This window comes from Brevibacterium sp. HMSC24B04 (assembly GCF_001806835.1).
Lineage (GTDB): Bacteria > Actinomycetota > Actinomycetes > Actinomycetales > Brevibacteriaceae > Brevibacterium > Brevibacterium ravenspurgense.
The window spans coordinates 184,040-199,110 of sequence record NZ_KV786087.1 but is presented as its reverse complement, the minus strand read 5'-3'; the positions used below and the strand labels follow the sequence as shown (position 1 = coordinate 199,110).

Annotated in this window: 12 protein-coding genes; 5 read left to right on the top strand and 7 right to left on the bottom strand. The window is 62.6% G+C overall.

Annotated features, from left to right (window positions below; all coding sequences use genetic code 11):
• Positions 1-3 precede the first annotated feature (3 nt).
• Genes HMPREF3092_RS05625 through otsB form a run of 3 tightly spaced genes read left to right on the top strand, consistent with a single transcriptional unit; the run spans position 4 to position 3,687 of the window.
• Positions 4-393: a QcrA and Rieske domain-containing protein gene (locus HMPREF3092_RS05625; protein WP_061944645.1), complete on the top strand. Its 390-nt coding sequence runs from the start codon at positions 4-6 to the stop codon at positions 391-393.
• Positions 377-1,033, top strand: a complete 657-nt coding sequence (locus HMPREF3092_RS05620; RefSeq protein ID WP_070424134.1) for a hypothetical protein — start codon at positions 377-379, stop codon at positions 1,031-1,033. The genes HMPREF3092_RS05625 and HMPREF3092_RS05620 overlap by 17 nt, the downstream gene beginning before the upstream one ends.
• Positions 1,030-3,687, top strand: a complete 2,658-nt coding sequence (gene otsB / locus HMPREF3092_RS05615) for a trehalose-phosphatase (RefSeq protein ID WP_070424133.1) — start codon at positions 1,030-1,032, stop codon at positions 3,685-3,687. The genes HMPREF3092_RS05620 and otsB overlap by 4 nt, the downstream gene beginning before the upstream one ends.
• Before the next feature lie 51 nt (positions 3,688-3,738).
• Here the strand turns inward: otsB and HMPREF3092_RS05610 are convergent, their stop codons facing one another.
• Genes HMPREF3092_RS05610 through HMPREF3092_RS05600 form a run of 3 tightly spaced genes read right to left on the bottom strand, consistent with a single transcriptional unit; the run spans position 3,739 to position 7,072 of the window.
• Positions 3,739-4,992, bottom strand: a complete 1,254-nt coding sequence (locus tag HMPREF3092_RS05610; RefSeq protein ID WP_019174266.1) for a sensor histidine kinase — start codon at positions 4,990-4,992, stop codon at positions 3,739-3,741.
• A 3-nt stretch (positions 4,993-4,995) separates the two neighbouring features.
• On the bottom strand, positions 4,996-5,901 hold the full coding sequence (locus HMPREF3092_RS05605) for a response regulator transcription factor (RefSeq protein WP_070424152.1): 906 nt from the start codon (positions 5,899-5,901) through the stop codon (positions 4,996-4,998).
• A 34-nt stretch (positions 5,902-5,935) separates the two neighbouring features.
• Positions 5,936-7,072 (bottom strand): CaiB/BaiF CoA transferase family protein, encoded by a 1,137-nt coding sequence (locus HMPREF3092_RS05600; protein ID WP_070424132.1) that lies wholly within the window; start codon positions 7,070-7,072, stop codon positions 5,936-5,938.
• Between the two features lie 104 nt (positions 7,073-7,176).
• Between HMPREF3092_RS05600 and HMPREF3092_RS05595 the strand changes: the two genes are divergently transcribed.
• Entirely contained in the window at positions 7,177-7,449 is a 273-nt protein-coding gene (locus tag HMPREF3092_RS05595) for a hypothetical protein (protein ID WP_070424131.1), read from the top strand.
• Positions 7,450-7,570: 121 nt separating this feature from the next.
• On the opposite strand, the gene HMPREF3092_RS05590 is transcribed toward HMPREF3092_RS05595, so the two are convergent.
• Positions 7,571-9,808 carry a heavy metal translocating P-type ATPase gene (locus tag HMPREF3092_RS05590; RefSeq protein ID WP_070424130.1) on the bottom strand — a complete coding sequence of 746 codons (2,238 nt, stop codon included), beginning with the start codon at positions 9,806-9,808 and terminating at the stop codon, positions 7,571-7,573.
• On the bottom strand, positions 9,805-10,020 hold the full coding sequence (locus HMPREF3092_RS05585; protein ID WP_019174271.1) for a heavy-metal-associated domain-containing protein: 216 nt from the start codon (positions 10,018-10,020) through the stop codon (positions 9,805-9,807). Before HMPREF3092_RS05585 ends, HMPREF3092_RS05590 begins: the two co-directional genes overlap by 4 nt.
• 415 nt (positions 10,021-10,435) lie before the next feature.
• Between HMPREF3092_RS05585 and HMPREF3092_RS05580 the strand changes: the two genes are divergently transcribed.
• Positions 10,436-10,882, top strand: coding sequence for a hypothetical protein (locus HMPREF3092_RS05580; protein ID WP_070424129.1), 447 nt, complete (start codon positions 10,436-10,438; stop codon positions 10,880-10,882).
• Positions 10,883-10,957: 75 nt separating this feature from the next.
• On the opposite strand, the gene HMPREF3092_RS05575 is transcribed toward HMPREF3092_RS05580, so the two are convergent.
• Positions 10,958-12,916: a hydantoinase B/oxoprolinase family protein gene (locus HMPREF3092_RS05575; RefSeq protein ID WP_070424128.1), complete on the bottom strand. Its 1,959-nt coding sequence runs from the start codon at positions 12,914-12,916 to the stop codon at positions 10,958-10,960.
• Positions 12,913-14,952 carry a hydantoinase/oxoprolinase family protein gene (locus tag HMPREF3092_RS05570; RefSeq protein WP_070424127.1) on the bottom strand — a complete coding sequence of 680 codons (2,040 nt, stop codon included), beginning with the start codon at positions 14,950-14,952 and terminating at the stop codon, positions 12,913-12,915. The genes HMPREF3092_RS05575 and HMPREF3092_RS05570 overlap by 4 nt, the downstream gene beginning before the upstream one ends.
• Positions 14,953-15,071: the final 119 nt, after the last annotated feature.

The following is a 15,071-nucleotide window of genomic DNA, read 5'->3' as shown; positions in this document are numbered from 1 at the left end:
TCTATGTCCACCATGAGCAGGCGCGATGTCTTCAAGAGCGCCGGTGTCATCGGAACTGTCGCAGCCACGGGAACCGTTCTGGCGGCCTGCTCCAGCCAGGACCTCGGTGAAATCGAAGTCAACGTTGCTGACGTTCCGGAAGGCTCCGGCATCATCAAGGACAACTTCGTCGTTGTGCAGCCTGAGAAGGGGCAGTTCAAAGCGTTCTCCGCCGTGTGCCCCCACCAGGGCTGCCTGGTCAACCAGGTGGACGAAGAAAAGATCGTGTGTCCCTGCCACACATCGCACTTCTCTTCCAAGGACGGCTCGTTCATTTCCGGTGCCGCCCAGAAACCGCTTGACGAAGCTCAGCTGACCCAGGACGGCGACACGCTGCATGTCTCCGGAAAGTGACGCTTCGAGCCCGGAAGAAACCCGCGGCTCACAGAAAGTTCGCGCATCCGCGGCGAAAGAAAACGAGTTCACCCACTACGGGCGCGTAGCCACGTGGATGATCGCCCGGGGACTGTGGTCGGTCATCTTCGGAATCGTCGTGGTGTTCTGGCCGCGCGTGCAGATCGACAGCCCCTTCAACACTGCCGTCGGAGTGCGCACAGCAGCGCTGCTCATCTTGGCCTACATCGTCGTGCAGGCCCTCATGCTGCTGGGCCAGGCGGCGAAAACCCCAGCCCTGCGCACCCAGCTTCTGGGCCAAGCAGTTGTTGTTCTGCCGGCAGCCGGCTTCCTGCTGTTTGCGTCTGAAGCCGGCGCAGTGCGAGCGGCGATCATGGTGTGGGCGCTGCTGCACGGACTGCTCGAAGCGTGGATCTACCTGCGCGTGAAACACCAGCGGATGTCCACCGACTTCGCAATCGCCGCCGCCGTCCACCTGCTTCTGGCCATCGCCATGATCGCCGGATCGAACATGAAGGCACTGTCGGAAATGGGCCTTACCGGAGCGGCTGCAACGATTATCGGCGTGGTCTATGCGGTCGGCGGCTTTACGCGCAACAATAGGAAAAACACCGGCGCAATCAGCGAGGATGGGGAATGAGCAACCACGCGCACATCGGTACCAGCTCAGCCGACGCCCACGGCATCGGCGTACAGACCGCTCTGCGGAAACTCGACCCGGAGCTCTTCCGGATCATCCAGCAGCTGGCCCGCGCGGAACAGCTCCTCGTCGCAACTGACTACGACGGCACCATCGCCCCCATCGTCGATTCACCCGCCCACGCCTACCCGAAAGAAGAATCGGTACAGGCCATGCGGGTCCTTGCAGAACTCGACAACACCACCTCGGCAGTGATTTCCGGGCGGTCCCTGCGGGACCTCGCCGCCATGTCGCGGCTTCCACGCGAAGTCCACCTGGTCGGCTCTCACGGCGGGGAAACCGACACGGACTTCGAAGAATCGCTCAGCCGGTCAGAACAGCACGCGCTGTCCACCCTGCGCCACGGTCTGGCCTCGGTCCAGGCGGCCATGCCTGCGCTCAACATCGAACCCAAACCCTCCGGTGCGGCCATCCACCTGCGCGGCCTCGAAGGAGCCCAGCGCCGCCAGGCAGAAGACGCCGTGGCACGCCTCGAAGCGCTGTCGGGCGTGCGTTCGGTGCGCGGCAAAGAAGTCGTTGACCTCACAGTGGTCGACTCCACCAAGGGCGACGCCCTGAACAAACTGCGCCGCCGCCTGGATCAGCCGACCGTGCTGTACATCGGCGACGACGCATCAGACGAACCGGCTTTCGCTTCACTCGGCGAAGACGACCTGGGGCTGAAAGTCACAGAGGCCGCAGCCGAAAACCGACACGGCGAAAACGGGAACGGTGTGGAAACCGCCGCTCGGTTCCTGCTGAGCGGACCTGACGAGGTGGCACTCGTCTTGTCCTCGGTTGTTGCGCTGCGCCGCGCGTGGCTGTTCGGCAAAGAAGCCGTGCCGATTGAGCGCTACACCCTGCTGTCCAACGGGACAACCACCGCGCTGGTCGACCCGACCGCACAGATTTCCTGGCTGCCGCACCCTCTGCCGCACTCAGATTCCCTGTTCTCGGAAATCCTCGGCAGCGACGACGCCGGCTACTTCTCCGTGGTGCCGGCCCGCGAACCCAACGCACTGCCCATTTCCCAGCGCTACCGCGACGCCACGCACATCCTCGAAACCCGCTGGCAGCAGGTTTCCGTCACCGACTACCTGGCACCCGTGGCCGACGGCGACCCAGCCGGCTCCGCCGTTCTGGTGCGCGCCCTCAAAGGTGAAGGGGAAGCGCTCATCCGCTTTGCACCTCGGCCCGATTACGGCGCCTACCCCGTACGTCTGAAGCTCACCGACCGCGGTGTGCGGGTGCGCGGTGTGGCAGAAGCCGTTGAGCTGGTTGCACCGGGCGTGCAGTTCAAAGTCATCCAGGACGGCGAATCCGAAACCGCGATTGCCCGCGTCAAACTGAAAGAGGACGCACGGGTTGTGCTCGCGCTCATCCTCGGCGGAGCTGAAAACACTGCGGCTGCGGTCCTTGAAGACGAATCCGCCGTTCGCGCATCAGTGAAAGAAGAATCGCGCGAATGGGTCGAAGCGCTTAGCCTGCCCACCAAGGCGCGCGATCGGGTTGGGCGCTCCGCCCTGACTTTGCGCGGGCTGTGCCACGCACCCACCGGGGGCATCCTGGCAGCTGCGACCACCTCGCTGCCCGAAGGCATCGGCGGTGTGCGCAACTGGGACTACCGCTACACGTGGCTGCGCGATGGTGCGCTCACCGCTTCGGCGCTTGTTGATCTTGGCTCTGCGGCTGAGGCCCGCGGTTTCCTGCAGTGGCTTGACGCCATCATCGCCCAGGCCGCCGAACAGGACATGACAGTTGAAGAACTCCGCCCGCTGTACGCGGTCGACGGTTCGCAGCTGGTCACAGAAGCCGTTCTCGAACACCTGCCCGGCTACGCCGGTTCCAGGCCCGTGCGCGTGGGCAACGCCGCTGAACACCAGGTCCAGCTGGATGTGTTCGGTCCGGTTGCTGACCTCATCGTGAGCCTCGCCCGCTTTGACGGGACACTGTCGGATTCGCATTGGAAGCTGCTGGAAGACCTCGTGCAGGCGGTCGCCAACCGCTGGCACCAGGCCGACCACGGCATTTGGGAAGCCCGCCGGGCACCGAAGCACAACGTGTACACGAAGGTCATGTGCTGGCAGACGGTCGACAGGGCGCTCAAGGCGGCCGAAGAGTTCGGCCGTCCCGCGGAGGCTGACTGGGAACAGCTGCGCGAGGACATCAAGAACGACGTCTGCTCCAAGGGCTTCAACTCCAAGGTCGGCGCGTTCACGGTTGCCTACGGCGAAGACGATCTCGACGCCGCGTGCCTGTTCGTCGGACTGTCCGGCATGCTGCCGGCTGATGATGAGCGCTTCCGCGCAACCGTCGACGCCGTTGAGCGCAGCCTGCGCGAAGGACCCACCGTGTTCCGCTACCGCTACGACGACGGCCTGCCGGGCCTTGAGGGTGGTTTCCACATCTGCACGTCGTGGCTGATCGAATCGCTGCAGATGGTCGGCCGGACCGCTGATGCGCGCAACCTGTTCAACCGCATGGAAGCACTAATCGGCCCCACCGGCATGTTGCCGGAGGAATACGACCCCGTTGCCGAACGGCACCTGGGCAACACACCGCAGGCCTACAGCCACATCGGACACATCAAGGCGGCAATCGCCCTGAGCGAGTGAGACTGGAGCCCGCACGCGCTCAGTGCAGGCGTGCCCCGCGGGGCGCCCGCGTCAGCCGGCTAGCGCGTCTTTGCCCCATTTGAGGTCGGTCTTTGCGCCGCCTGCCTGTCCGGTGCCGAACCCCAGGTCCATGCCCAGCAGCTTCGCCTGTCCCTGAGCGATCACGAGGCCCAGTCCCATGCCGCCGCCCCCGCCGCTGGAGAAGCGCGTGGGGCCGATGGTCAGGATGTCGGTGGGGTAGCCGGGACCGTGGTCTTCTACGCGCACGGCCGTGTCTGTTGCGGTGACCGTGATCGGATCGGCGCCGTGCCTGATGGAGTTGATGACCAGGTTGGTGACGATCCGCTCAAAGCGCCGCTGATCAGTGTTGATGGTCACGTCTGCCAGTGCGAAGTCGGAGTTGATGACGTGGTCGCCCACCGCGCCGGATGACCGCAGATTGCTGATGAGCGCGTGCAGTGTGGTTGCAACGTGCATGGGCTGGACGATGACGCGTGCGGCTCCGCCCTCCAGCCGGGAGACCTCCAGGAGGTCCTCGACGAGCTCTTGCATTCGGCGGGCTCGCTCCTTGACCAGTTCCGCTGCTCGGGAGTCTTCTTCCAGCAGGCCGGCGGCGGTGATGAGGCCGGTGAGCGGCGTGCGCAGTTCGTGCGCCAAGTCAGCTGTGAACCGCTGTTCGGTGTCGATGCGCTCTGACAGCCGGGCCACAGCGGAATCGACGGCATCGGCGAAGTCGGCGACTTCGTCGTGGCCGCTGGTGATGACATCGCCGATCTTCACCGAGGTGTCGCCGGCGGCAATCTGCCTGGCCACTTCGGCCCCGCGTGTCAGTCGGCCGGAAATCGTCCCGATTGTGAGCGCTCCGAAGCCGCCGACGAGCAGCGCTCCGATGACTGACGCGATGATGATGGTCGTGTTGGACTTCTTGCGCATCTGTTCGTATTCGACCGCCGAATGGTAGGTCGACAGCACCTCGGTTTCCCCACCGACGGTGATCGGCATGGCCGCCCACATGACGGGTTCACCGGTTTCGGGCAGCGTCCCCTTCACGGTGGCGGTCCGTCCCTGTTGGGCGGATTCGCGTGCGGCTTCGGGGGCTTCCGGGCTGTTGATGCGGGCGTCCAGCAGCAGTTGGCCCGTTTCGCGGTAGACGCTGTGTGCCTGTTCGAGCTTCCATTGGGCTTGCCTGCGCAACAGAGCATCGTCAGTGTTGCTCGACGTATTGCGCACAACCGCCCCGAGCATGAGCGCTGTGAGCACCACGCCCGCGAACAGAACGAGGACGAGTTTCAGCCGCAGTGACACGGCTCAGCCTGCAAAGCGGTAGCCGAAACCGCGGACGGTTTCGATCATGCGGGCACCGATCTTCTTGCGCAGCCGCTGAATGTGGACATCGACAACACGCGAATCGCCAGCCCATTCGCCGCCCCACACGGTCATCGCGATCTTTTCGCGTGAGTAGACGTGTTTCGGGTCTTCTGTCAGCAGCAGAAGAATTCGCAGCTCGGTGGGGGTCAGGTGAACTTCTTTTCCGTCGACCGTGACCGTCAGGCGGCTGTTGTCGAGTTCGAGGGAACCCAGCTTGGTCGTCGTGGAGCGCGCATCGGGGCCTACAGTTGGGCTCGAGGCACCTCCCGAGGTGGTGCTCGACGGATCTTGCAGTCCCGGGGTGGGGCCCAGGACTTCCGGGATCGCGCTGGCGCCCAGGATGGGCGCTGTGTCGTTGCGGCCGCCCTCCCACTGCTGGGCGGTCGCTGTGTTTGTGCCGCCAGTGGGAGCTGTGTGCGGGCTGGGGGATCCAACGGGGTCCTGTCCGACGGGGGCGGAGCCGAAGCCCATCGCCCCGGTGCCCGCGGTGACGAAACGGCGCACGATAGTGCGGATGCGGGCGTTGAGAACCTGCATGTCGAACGGTTTCGTCAGGTAGTCATCCGCCCCGGCTTCGAGCGCCTGGACGATGTCGATTGGGTCAGACCGCGCAGAGATCACAATGATCGGCACGGTCGACTTTTCGCGGATGGCACGAGTGATGGACGCGCCGTTCATGGTGGGCAGCATGAGGTCGAGCAGAACGGCGTCAGCGCCGTGTTCGGCCACGTATTCGTAGCCGTCGCGGCCGTCGGCGAATGTCGTGACCGTGTAGCCGAAGCGCTCCAGAGCCAACTGTGTGGTTTCGCGGATCACTTCGTCGTCTTCGACCAAGACAATATGCATGCCCACCCCTTTCCGATGGGTATTCTACTGAGTTCTAGTCGACAGACCACCCTCGGACCACTGTGTCGATCGGCTGAGCTTCTTTGCTGACCGGGCGGGGGTCCAGACGGCCGTGGGCAGAAAAACGAGGTGCCGGTCGCGGTTGGGTGACGCCGTCGACTTCCGTGTAAGTGCCCCGGGCTTTCAGCTGGGGGTCGTCCAGTGCCTGTTCCATGGACCACACGGGGGCAACGCAGGCGTCGGTGGGGTCGAAGATCTCAGTCCAGTGCGCCAGCGGGTGCTGCGCGATGGCATTGGCGATCAGCTGGTGGACTTCGTCGAATTTCCGCGGGTCGAAGCGGCCCTTTTGGGTCCATTCGGGCAGCCCCAGGTGTTCGCGCAGCTCTTCGAAGAACTGCGGTTCCAGCGGTGCCACGGCAAGGTATTCGCCGTCGGAGGTTCGGTAGCAGGAGTACGAGGGCTGCGATCCGTCGAGGAAGTTCCGGCCGCGAGCGTCCTGCCACATGCCCGTGTCTTTCAGGGCCCACAGCATGGTGGCCAGTGTTGCTGTGCCGTCGACGATAGCGGCATCGATCACTTGGCCGCGGCCAGTGGAGCTGCGCTCAAACAGGGCGGCGAGGATGCCGGTGACCAGGAACATGGACCCACCCCCGAAGTCGCCAACAAGGTTCAGCGGCGGGACGGGGCCGCTGTCAGCGCTGCCGATGAGCGAGGCCATGCCGGTGCGCGCAATGTAGCCCATGTCGTGACCCGCACGGTCTGCCAGCGGGCCGTCCTGCCCCCAGCCGGTCATACGGCCGTACACCAGGCCGGGATTGCGTTCGAGAAGCACATCCGGCCCCAGGCCAAGGCGCTCCATGACACCGGGGCGGAAGCCCTCAATGAGCACATCGGCCCGATCGAGCAGTTCGAGCACACCTTCGACAGCCGCAGGGTCTTTCAGATCAGCTTCGACAATTCGGCGGCCGCGCGCCGTGACGTCAGATTTCTTAGCGTTGCCCGGCCTGTCGATTCGCACAACATCAGCGCCGAGGTCAGCCAGGATCATCGCGGCGTGCGGACCCGGGCCCAGTCCTGTGAACTCAACGACCTTCAGTCCGGCCAGCGGCCCGGCTGTGCTTGTGTGCTGGCTTGTTTCCGTGTTGCCGCCGGCTGTGCTGTGCTGAGTCATGGTGTCCCTTCTGTGACTGCTTTGTCATCTGGGTCACATATTAGACAGGGGCACTGACACGGCCGAACGGTGCTTGCCATTCGGACGCGCGTACACTGGACGGCATGGCAAAAGACACGTCGGTTTCGCAGAATTCGGGTTCGTCCAAGGCTGTGTCTTATAAGGACACGTACACCTTCGGCATCATCACGGGCCTTATTGTGTTCGTGCTGACAATGATCTTCACCCGCGGCTGGCAGTCGTTTGAGCGCTTCGGCCTGGTGTTTCTCTACACCGTGATCACGGCGATCGTGGTCACCGGACTGGCGGCACTCATGAACTACATCGTGTCGAAGGACAAGACCGTTCACGACCCCGATTCGCCCGTGATGGACTGATTTGAATAAGAAAAAGAACGAGGCGCCTGCCCCGTTCTTTTTCTTCCCCGGGTTTCGCTTCACTCACCTGGGGTGAGTGAAGCGAAACCGGGCAGTGCGGATTAATCCTTGGTGCAATCAGCTATTTGAACCGAAGCAACCGCAGGCTGTTGAGCACAACAAACACTGAACTGAACGCCATGGCGGCCCCTGCGATCATGGGGTCGAGTTTGCCCGATACCGCGATGGGCACAGCCAGCACGTTGTAGATGAATGCCCAAAACAGGTTCTGCTTAATGCTGCGAACAGTGCGGTGGGATAGGCGAATAGCCTGCGGAATCTGCTGTGGGTCCGAACGCATGAGTGTAATGTCCGAAGCCGCAATCGCAACATCGGTTCCCGTGCCCATCGCTACGCCCAGATCCGCTCCGGCCAGGGCAGCGGCGTCATTGACTCCGTCGCCGACCATCGCAACACTGCGGCCTTCAGCCTGGAGGGCCTGAACGTGCGCGTACTTGTCCTCCGGCTTCACACCCGCGTGGACTTCGTCAATGCCGATGGCGTCAGCCACCGCCTGCGCGGACACCGGGTTGTCGCCGGTCAACAGAACAGCGCGCAGACCGAGTTCGTGCAGTTCGTCAATGGCAGGCTTGGCGGAGTCCTTAATCGTGTCGGCCACCCAGGCCCGGCCCCGGAATTCCCCATCAACCGCAACAGCAACCTCAGTCGCAGCCGGGTGGTCAGCAACCTCCGGGACAGCAACACCTTGGTCAGCCAGAAGCGCCGAGCTTCCAACGAGAACCTTGTACCCATCAACTGTGGCAGTGATCCCGCCACCTGAGATGTTTGCAAAATCGGTGACTTCACGACTAACGGAAACAGGCGAATCTGAGCCAGCCTCCGCCTCGTCAATGTGGGAAGCGGCCTGAACAACAGCGCGAGAGATCGGGTGCTCGCTGGCACCCTCGGCAGCGGCGGCCAGCGTCAGATCGTCAGGTGCCAGATCGTGCGAAACCACCCGCATGCGGCCCTCGGTGACGGTGCCGGTCTTGTCCAGCACGACGGTGTCGAGCGTGCGGGCTGCCTCCATGGCCTCGGGCCCGGAGACCAGAATGCCCAGCTGCGAACCGCGGCCGGACGACACCGCGAGCGCGGTCGGTGTGGCCAGCCCCAGCGCGCACGGGCAGGCGATGACGACGACCGTGATCGCGGCGTGCAGACCGTAAATCCAGTCGCCGCCGAAAATGCCCCATCCCAGCAGAGTGAGCACGGCGATGCCCAAAATCGTGGGCACGAAAACTGCGGAAATCGAATCGGCAATGCGCTGCGCGGCAGGTTTGCCGGTTTGGGCGCGGGCGACTAGGCGGGACATTTCGGCAAGAGTTGTGTCCGAACCGACGCGATCGGCCCGCACCGTCAAAGTGCCCGAGGTGTTCATGGTTGCGCCCGTGACCTTCGAACCCTCGGTGACCTCGACGGGTGCGGATTCGCCTGTCAGCATGGATTCATCAACGGCTGAAGTACCGCCGACAACTGTGCCGTCAGCGGCAATAGTTTCGCCGGGGCGGACGCGGAAAACATCGCCCACACGCAGCTGATCAGCGGGGATAGTGCGCTCAGTGACCGGGCCGTCAGCGTCGGTTTCAACCAGCAGCGCCTCTTTTGAGCCCAGGTTGATTAGTTCACGCAGCGCCTTTGTGGCATTCGACTTGGCGCGGTGCTCCAGCACGCGCCCGGCCAGCAGGAACACCGTGACGGCGACGGCGGCCTCGAACCACACGTGCGCATTGTGCGGCAGAACCCAATTTCCGGCCGCCGCCTGCGCGAAAACAGTCCACAGCGAATACAGGGTCGCGGTGATGACGCCCACTGAAATCAGGGTGTCCATTGTGGAGGAAAAACCGCGTGCGGCCTTGAACGCCGCCTCGTGGAACGGCCACGCACCCCACGTCACAACCGGCAGCGACAGCGCAAGAATCAGCCAGTGCCATCCCGGGAAATGCCACGACATGACCATCGAAATGGCGATGACCGGCGCCCCGAGGATTGCGCTGACAATCAGGCGGGTACGGAAGCGAGAGGCGAGATCCGGTTCGTCTGCTGGGTCCTCAAAGGACTGCACCGACGCCCCGTAGCCGGTCTTTTCGACCACTGCGATGAGGTCCTCGTCGGTGACATCTGAGCTGACCTCGACGTGAGCCGAGTTCAGAGGCAGGTTGACCACCGCCTCGACCCCGTCAAGCCGGTTGAGTTTTTTCTGCACCCGTGACGAGCATGACGCGCACGTCATGCCGGTAATGGCAAGGTCGACTTCCCGGACTTGTGTTGCCGAGGTGGAGCTTCCGATCGGGTCTGGGTGTTCGGCTGGAGTGGGGGTCATTTGACGATGGTGTAGCCGGCTTCGTCGATTGCGTCGTTGAGGTCGGCTTCGGCCAGCGGTGTGGCCGATTCGATGGTGACCGGGGAGATTCCGCCTTCGACGAGTTCGACGTTGACGGACTGCACGCCGTCGATTGCGCCGACTTCGTCCTTGACTGCATTGACGCAGTGGTTGCAGGTGAGGCCGGAAACGTTGATGGTCGTCGTAGCCATGAGCCCTCCTAAAGTTCAGGCGATGCCGTGCGGGGCTTCGCCGTGGCATTGAGTTTCGGGTGCCCACCGAGTTGGCGTGTGTCGCCGGTTTGGCGGGCCTACCGGGGCAACGACGACACCCGCCAGAATATTCCATGGGGTGGGTGTGTGGGCTGTGGGCGTTGTGTGCGGGCGGTAAGTTCGGTAAAATACGGCTTATCAAGACCGGTTCCGCTGCTCTTTGGAGCAGTCCAGGGCCGGTCCTCATTTTTCTTCGGACCTCCGAGGGGCTTAACGTGTCGCAGCCGGCGAAAAACTTCAAGTCTCATGGCCAACAGATTGGAATAAGCTGCTCCTCTGGAAACACTGACCCAGGCCAAATGCTGGTAGGTTTTTGTTCAGCACCGCCCTAAGCATCCGCTGGAGGTCACCGTCTATGAATCTGGACCCGACTGCTCTGCTGCTTGGCATTGGCATGCTTCTCGGTGGGGGTCTCGGCTGGACCTTCTACATGAAGGCGATACGAAAAAAGCCTGAAACCGAAGAGTGGTACGACTCGGCTGATGGTTGGGAGAGCGGCGTCACGGACCGCGATGCCTCCCTGTATTTGGTTCCCTTCGGTTCACTGTTCTTCTTTCTTTTCGGGTTCCTAATGCTGCTGTCCTGCTTCACTATCCCAGACTCGGTCAAACCGGTGCTTTTCTGTGTGTACGCAGTGGCTGCCGCCCTTCCGGTTATCGGCATGATCGGAATTATGGGAGTCCCGCTGCCGTGGCCTATTGTGCCGCGCTGGGTTGTTGACATCCGCAAGAAGAAACGCGCCCGTGCCCGGCAGCGCCGAGCAGCCAAGAGGGCGGCGAAGAGGGCAGAAAAGAACAAGTAGGGCGGCCGAGGTGGAACCGACTTGGCCGGGGCATCCTCCTCAGAGGACATCCCGGCCAAGCCAGCTCCAAATCTGTCAGCTCCAGTGAGTCTGTGAGCGTTTGCGCATGAGTGCCCGGTATTCCTCTGTTGTCTTCGGGTAGAGCTCACCGGTGCCCCAGTCGAGCACAACTCCGTAGCGGCGGATGACATCGTGGACGCTCAGATCGCCCTTGCTGTAGCGCTCTGCCACAGACGAAGCGTCTTCTTCCAACCAGCCATCGCGCTGCGAGCGGATTTCTTCGCGCTTAGCTTCGGTTGCATCGAAGTCGATTTCATACTTGTCGAGTTCAGGGTCGATCGGCGTGATGACAACGCCGTAGTCGAGTTCGGCTCGCTCAAGTGAAACATATTCGTCGATAACATCCTCGAGCACGTCCTCCGGCTTGCGCTTCAGCGGGTCACCAAAGCCGCCGCCGCCAGCAGACGGACGGGTGAACGTGTCGCCGGGACCAACCGGAACATTCGAGAACGTGGCACCCAGGTAGCGGCTGTCCTCAGTGTCAGGGTTGAGCCACACGCCGTGCGGAATCGACGGCAGGCCACCGTTGATTCCCCACGTGACAGACCGTCCGCGGTCACAGCAGTAGCTCATAACAGTGCGTGCAGCATCGGTGAGCATACCGCCCTTCGAAATACCGCATCCGCCGCGGAACTGCCCCGGCCCACCGGAGTCTGTGGCGATTGCGTGCTCGGTGGTGAGCACCGGGCTCAAACGCTCCTGGCCTTCGATCGGCTGCACGGCAAGACCCGTGCCGAAAACCGGTGCGGTGGCAGATGATCCGTCCTTTGTGGAGCGCCCACCCCAGCCGCCGGCCATCCAGTCGTACCACATGAAGTACTGGTCATCGTCGGTTCGCGCATCATGGCCGCCGACCAGCAGATACTCCAGGTTGAACGCGCATGCCATTGCACGTTCCGGCATGACCTGAGACCACAGTTCGAAGCAGGCGTTCATGACCTTTTCATACGGACCGGAGCAGAAGCCGGTCACAGCGTGCGGCCAGCCGGCATTGATCACAGTGCCCTCTTCGCCGATATCCGCGGTCACCGCCTCATAGAAGCCGGAGTTGAGCGGCACCTCGGGGAAGAAGGACTTGGTTCCCGCATAGATGGCCGAGAACGTCGTGCCGTAGCCGGAATTGAGGAACGTCGACACAGCCGGTGCGCCCGACACGTCATAGTGAATGCCGTCGTCATCAAGCGTGAGTTTCACCGTGATAGGCACCATGCCCTCGCCGTGGGCCGGGTCGAAGTCAAGGTAGTCAGTCGTCTCCCACGTGCCCTGCGGCAGCTGCTTGAGGTTCTCCAGAACTGTGCGGCACACGTAGTCCTGGGTTTCCTGCATGGCAGCCTTCACCGTGTCGAAGCCGTACTTGTCGACCAGGCGAATGACTTCGTGGGCACACACGTCTGTGGCTTTCGACTGGGCACGCAGGTCGCCGAGTGCGCTTTCGGGATCACGGGTGTTCGACACCAGAAGCTGAGCAACATCGTGAAGGAACTCGCCCTTGCGCCATACGCGCACAGGCGTGATGCGCAGGCCTTCACTGAAGTGCTCGGTTGCATTGACGTCGAACGAACCGGGCACATTGCCGCCGATGTCCGCCCAGTGGCCCTTGTTCTGGGCGTAGCCGATGATCTTCCCCTCGGCAAAGATCGGGCGGATGAAGCTCACGTCATTGAAGTGCGTGCCGCCCCGGTAGGGGTCGTTGACTGCAAAGACGTCACCTTCGTTGATGTCATCGCCGAACTGTTCTAGCACCGCCTTGCACTGGAAGTGCAGCGTGCCGACGTGCACGGCGATATCGCCGCTTCCCTGCATGACCGTGTTGCCTTCGGCATCGCACAGAGCAGAGCTGAAGTCGCGCGAATAGATGACGAAGGAATAGCAGGTCCGAAGAATCTGCTCGCTCATGAGGTCAACGCTCGTTGCAAAAGCGTTCTTCAGAACCTCAAAGGTGACTGGATCGAGTTCGTGCTGTGCGGTGGTCACTTTTCAACTCCATTGTCCAAAGTGATGCGGATGTTGTGCCATTCGTCGATTTCAGCCGTGCAGTACGGCGGAACGACCGTGGTGCTGTCCAGCTGATCGATGATGGCTGGACCTTCGATCACCATGCCCCAACCGAGTTCATCGCGGTTGTAGATGGGAGTGTCGGTCCATTCGCCGTTCCAGCGCACCTGACGGGTGGAAACCGGTTCGGCAGTCGAGGTGGTCTTCTCCTTTTCGGGAACAAAGCTCGGCTTGGGTGTGCGTCCAATGGCCTTGACGTGGATCTGGTAGATCTCAACCGGTTTGTCGTCCTGACGGAACGAATAGCGGCGCTCGTGTTCTTCGTGGAAGGTTTGGATGGCCTCAGCCAGGCCGCCTTCCTGCGTGATCGGCACCTGCAGCGAACGCCACTGGCCGTGATAGCGCATCGAAATGCCGCGCTGGATTGTCGAGTCTTCGGCAGCGACACCCTCAGCGCGCAGTCGCTCCCACGCCTCGTCTTCCAAACGACCGTAGGCGGCGGACAGTTCGTCGGTGTCTGCGTTCTTGGCGTCAGCGTCGAACATCTCCGACAGGTCGTGCTGGATGTCGACCAGCAGGCAGCCCATAGCCGAGTGCACGCCCGGGTTCGGGGGAACAATGACGGCGGGGATGCCGAGTTCACGAGCAACATCAGCACCGTGGAGTGCACCCGCACCGCCGAAGGCGACAAGCGCGAATTCACGCGGATCGAGCCCGCGGCGGATGGACACCAGGCGCACAGCATCAGCCATGTTGGCGTTGGCAACCTGGAGGATCGCCTCGGCGGCATCGTCCGTGTCCATGTTCAGCGGCTTCGCGATGTCACGCTCGATGACGGTCTTCGAGCGGCTCTTGTCGAGTGACATAGCGCCGTCGGCAAGGTCTGCGCCCAACCGTCCCAGCAACAGGTTGGCGTCCGTGTTCGTCGGGGCATCACCGCCGAGGCTGTAGCAGGCCGGACCGGGGTCAGCACCGGCCGACTGGGGTCCGTTGCGCAGGGAGCCGGCGATGTCGATGTGAGCCAGGGATCCACCTCCGGCGCCGATGGTGAGCACCTCGATGCTGGGAAACACGATGGGGTGGCCGAACTCGACTTCCCACCTGTGGGTGGTGCGCAGGTTCCCGCGATCGACCAGAGAAATATCGGTCGAGGTGCCGCCCATGTCGAGTCCGACCGCGTTTTCGTAACCGCACTGCAGGGCGACGTGCTGGGCTGCGATGGCGCCCGCAGCAATGCCAGATGCGGCAAGGCGCACCGGCAGCTTCTTCACCAGCGGGGGAGTCATGGATCCGCCGCCGGAGTGCAGCAGCAGGAGGTCACCGTCGTAGCCGCCGTCAGTGAGCTTTTCGTCAAGCTGTTCGACGTAGTCCGACACGAGCGGACCCAGCAGCGCATTGGCCGTGGCGGTGGTGAAGCGGTCGTGCTCGAAGATTTCCGGCAGCACTTCCGCCGAGTTCGTCACCGCGACGTCGGGCAGTTCACGGCGGAGGATTTCGACCATCCGGTTTTCGTTTTCCGCATTCGCGTAGGAGTTGATGAAGCACACCGCAACGGTCTTCACACCGCGACGACGCAGCAGGCCGGCGAGTTCGACCGCTTCGTCTTCATCCAGGGGTGTGACAACACGGCCCGAGTAATCGATCCGCTCGGTGACTTCGAAGCGGTCGCGGCGGCGAATGTACGGCGGGGACACGTCCTTGTAGGCGTCCCACAGGTCGTCCTTTGTGCCGTCGCGGATCTCAATGACATCCCGGAAGCCCTTCGTGGTGACAAGCGCGGCCTCGGGGAACCGCCGGGTGATGAGCGCGTTGGTTGCCACGGTCGTGCCGTGGGAGAAAAGCTCAACGTCTTCGAGGTTGATCTCACCGCGCTTCACGCCGTTGAGAATGGCCTCCATGGGGTTTGAGGGGGTCGACGGGACTTTTGTCACGCGCATCGACTTGGTTTTTTCGTCAAAAATACAGACGTCGGTAAAGGTTCCTCCGACATCGACAGCGACACGAAGTGGTTTCACGAATACTCCTTTGTTTCATGATGTGCCTACCAGTGTGGTTCGGAGCACACCGTGATTCAATGGTGAAAACGAAGTCTTCCCCAGCCGTTTTTGTAGATTCTCCAAAGGTGTGGAAAGGG

Bases quoted from the DNA above. Each gene is read 5' to 3' on its own strand.
- HMPREF3092_RS05605 (WP_070424152.1), bottom strand. From the start codon at position 5,901: ATGCATATTGTCTTGGTCGAAGACGACGAAGTGATCCGCGAAACCACA.
- otsB (WP_070424133.1), top strand. From the start codon at position 1,030: ATGAGCAACCACGCGCACATCGGTACCAGCTCAGCCGACGCCCACGGC.
- HMPREF3092_RS05600 (WP_070424132.1), bottom strand. From the start codon at position 7,072: ATGACTCAGCACAGCACAGCCGGCGGCAACACGGAAACAAGCCAGCAC.
- HMPREF3092_RS05590 (WP_070424130.1), bottom strand. From the start codon at position 9,808: ATGACCCCCACTCCAGCCGAACACCCAGACCCGATCGGAAGCTCCACC.
- HMPREF3092_RS05585 (WP_019174271.1), bottom strand. From the start codon at position 10,020: ATGGCTACGACGACCATCAACGTTTCCGGCCTCACCTGCAACCACTGC.
- HMPREF3092_RS05620 (WP_070424134.1), top strand. From the start codon at position 377: ATGTCTCCGGAAAGTGACGCTTCGAGCCCGGAAGAAACCCGCGGCTCA.
- HMPREF3092_RS05595 (WP_070424131.1), top strand. From the start codon at position 7,177: ATGGCAAAAGACACGTCGGTTTCGCAGAATTCGGGTTCGTCCAAGGCT.
- HMPREF3092_RS05580 (WP_070424129.1), top strand. From the start codon at position 10,436: ATGAATCTGGACCCGACTGCTCTGCTGCTTGGCATTGGCATGCTTCTC.
- HMPREF3092_RS05625 (WP_061944645.1), top strand. From the start codon at position 4: ATGTCCACCATGAGCAGGCGCGATGTCTTCAAGAGCGCCGGTGTCATC.